4 protein-coding genes are annotated in these 3053 nt (G+C 35.7%); 2 read left to right on the top strand and 2 right to left on the bottom strand.

What is annotated here, in order from left to right; translation table 11 throughout:
* Positions 1-850: 850 nt before the first annotated feature.
* On the bottom strand, positions 851-1273 hold the full coding sequence (locus LEP1GSC202_RS16690; RefSeq protein ID WP_039929320.1) for a hypothetical protein: 423 nt from the start codon (positions 1271-1273) through the stop codon (positions 851-853).
* A 222-nt stretch (positions 1274-1495) separates the two neighbouring features.
* Entirely contained in the window at positions 1496-1774 is a 279-nt protein-coding gene (locus LEP1GSC202_RS16685; protein ID WP_051125385.1) for a nucleoside triphosphate pyrophosphohydrolase, read from the bottom strand.
* A 43-nt stretch (positions 1775-1817) separates the two neighbouring features.
* Between LEP1GSC202_RS16685 and LEP1GSC202_RS16680 the strand changes: the two genes are divergently transcribed.
* Both LEP1GSC202_RS16680 and LEP1GSC202_RS16675 read left to right on the top strand, forming a co-directional pair.
* The gene (locus LEP1GSC202_RS16680; protein ID WP_015675631.1) at positions 1818-2084 is read left to right on the top strand and encodes a transposase; all 267 of its coding nucleotides are present in this window, start codon (positions 1818-1820) and stop codon (positions 2082-2084) included.
* Positions 2081-2884, top strand: a complete 804-nt coding sequence (locus tag LEP1GSC202_RS16675; RefSeq protein WP_015675630.1) for an IS3 family transposase — start codon at positions 2081-2083, stop codon at positions 2882-2884. Before LEP1GSC202_RS16680 ends, LEP1GSC202_RS16675 begins: the two co-directional genes overlap by 4 nt.
* The last annotated feature ends 169 nt before the right edge of the window (positions 2885-3053 follow it).

The following is a 3053-nucleotide window of genomic DNA, read 5'->3' as shown; positions in this document are numbered from 1 at the left end:
AACTTGATGTAATGTATTTAAATTTTTTATTCATTTAATTAAATTCCTAAAATATTTTTTTAAAATGTCGTATAACGAAAAAGCTAACCAACGTAGGCTGACCCTGAGCCTCGAAGAGGCGTTAGGGGCTGGAACGACGCTTGCGTAGGCAAGTGGAGTGCCAGAAGCCTATGTGGCGCAGCCCAAGCGAGGGCTCTAGTCCCGAAGCGAAGTGGTTAGCGGATGATAATTGCAGTTGGTTACGAATACAAAAGAATTGAAGTCGTTAGTAATATCCAATCAAGCGCAAATTTTTCTCTTATTTCTTAAAAAAGCTAAAATCCTGTAACAGACGTAAATGGAGTAACACAGCCATGTATTTCATTCTGCTTTAATCGACATCACTCACATTCAAAAAAATTTGCGCGCCTTTTTCTATTGATCAACCAATTGCAATTATCGAACTAGACTTACCGAAGTTCCCCGACCCTGAGTCCCGGTAACGGGACGTTAGGGACTGGCATGTAGCTTGCGAAAGCAAGGCGAATGCCAGAAGGGGAATTTGCCGCAGGCCGAGCGAGGCCTTGTGCCGAAGCGAAGCGGTAAGTCGCTGTTATGCGACGTTTTCAATTTGTACAGGTAATTAAATAATTTCGAATTCTATTTTATTAATTACGGTTACATAGCCAACAAAAAAGAAATGAAGTGGAGTTAGGTATAATAAAGGAGGAGGTCTAGTCGCAGTCATTATAGTTCCTCCCCAAGAGATAATCGCCAAATGTTCGTCAATTTTTTCTTTTGAAACATTTGTTAAAATAATTTTTCGAGATGAATTTTGAAAATCTAAAATTGGCCAATTATATGTATGAATTTACTGTGCCGCTAGTCTTGGTTGTTCTAGACAAGAAGAGTTAGTGTTAAAATGTAAACTTAATGCTGCTTTATAATTTTTTTGAAAAGGTCGAAAAGTACTATAATGGAAGAAAAAATCTACACAATATTTTTCATTATTTAGATTTAATATGATCGGTTTTTTATCATATTTGATTTGATATTTACTAATTAAATCTCCACAGACGTTATTTTTCCCATCAAGATTTTTTGTATTCATAATATGAACATTAATAGTCAACGGAAAATCATCAAAATTGTTTAATTCAATAATTAAGTTTTGTCGATTGTTTACATTTTTATTTTCTGGCGAATTTAAAGTTTGATAATCTTGTGCAAAGGAGCAAACTTTGAAGAATAAAAGAATTAATAAAGAAATTTTTAGATTTTTAAATTTATTCAATGTTCTTTTCTTATATTTAGGTATTTGATCTTTTTTTTTTGAAAATGTCGCATAACGTAATAGACTTTCCGACGTAGGCGACCCTGAGTCCCGGTAACGGGACGTTAGGGACTGGAACGACACTTGCGAATGCAAGGGGAGTGCCAGAAGCCTATGTGCCGTAGGCCAAGCGAGGGCGAAGACCCGAAGCGCAGCGGAAAGTCGCTGTTAGCCGCAGTATTGTTAATTTATAGAGATAAGATAGTTTCGCTCTTGAAACGCACCATTACTAGCTCTTTTTTTACGTAATTCTTCCATTATATTATCTTCTGAGTAGCCGATTTCATTACCTATAGCTAATAAAACTTCAATCATATCAACTACTTCAGATATAGTATTGTCCTTAATTAATTCAGCATGCTCTTCTATCAGTTTTTCATATAATATTATTTTGAATTCGTTTTTACCTAATTTTCTAACATTGGGAGTTCTTCCTGTTGACCTGCTCCCCAAAAACTGCACCGATATTTAAGTTAGTTTTCTCCGATATTAAGGAGAGAGCATTATGGCAAGAAAGAAGATAGAAGAAAGCGAGATTTTTCGGATATTAAAGGAAGCAGAAACAGGTATTCCAATCAAGGAACTTTCACGAAAATACGGAATCACTGAACAAACATTTTATCGCTGGCGTAACAAGTATGGAGGAATGGAGCTTAGCGAAATCAAGAAGATGAAGGCACTCGAGCAGGAAAATTCAAATCTCAAAAGATTGGTAGCTGACATGGCTCTCGAAATCCAAGCAATTAAGAATGTTTTGGGAAAAAAGTTTTGAGCAGATCAACGAAGGAGAGAGCAGTTGATCTGCTAGTTGAAGAGGGACTTTCTCTAAACAGAAGCCTAGATGTTGTTCTTCTTCCTAAATCAAGTTATTATTATCAGCCGAAAGCTATTGATGAAGAGACAATGAACGAAATTCGAAGACTTGCTTTTCGATGGAAACGGGAAGGCTATCGACGAATTTACCGAAGGTTAAGAAGGTCGGGTAGGACAATCAATCATAAGAAAGTATATCGACTATATTGCTTAGAAGGGCTTAAAATAAGGACAAAACCGAAGCGAAAGAAAAGAAATGCATCATCACAGCAACTACCATTGCCTAAGAATTCAAACGAAGTTTGGTCAATGGACTTTGTTTTCGAACGGACGATTGATGGAAGAAAGCAAAGAATTTTAACAGGTATTGATCATTTAACAAGAGAGAATACCATACTTCAGGCAGAGTTTACTTTTTCGTCAGAAAAGTTGATCAGATATTTAAACACCCTCGAAAGACTTCCAAGAGCATTTGTTTTGGATAATGGAACAGAATTTACATCCAAAGACTTCCAGAAATGGGCAGAAGATAAGGGGATAGAAATTCACTTTATTGAAAAAGGAAAACCAACACAAAATGCATTTATAGAAAGTTTCAATGGTAAACTTAGAGATGAGTGTTTGAATCTACACTACTTTAAAAATCAAAGAGAGTTAACCGATGCTTTGCGAATTTTCCAAAAGGAATACAACGACGAGCGTCTTCACTCTTCATTGAATTACTTGACTCCTTCAGAGTTTAAGCGATCTTATGGTTGAAATGTTTAGAGAAAACTAACTTATCCATTGGTACTGAAAATGGGGGCAGGTCATTATTAATAACATTATTTTTATTGTATTCACCGTTTACGAAGGTTGGTCGAAAAATCGTAAAATCGAATAACTATTTTCAGGAAGAATGAAATTGGATGCAAAATCATTCTATGAA

The sequence above is a fragment of the Leptospira yanagawae serovar Saopaulo str. Sao Paulo = ATCC 700523 genome (assembly GCF_000332475.2).
In the GTDB taxonomy this organism is placed as follows: domain Bacteria; phylum Spirochaetota; class Leptospiria; order Leptospirales; family Leptospiraceae; genus Leptospira_A; species Leptospira_A yanagawae.
Note: the sequence above shows the minus strand (reverse complement) of the source record. Positions and strands in the feature narration are given on the sequence as shown.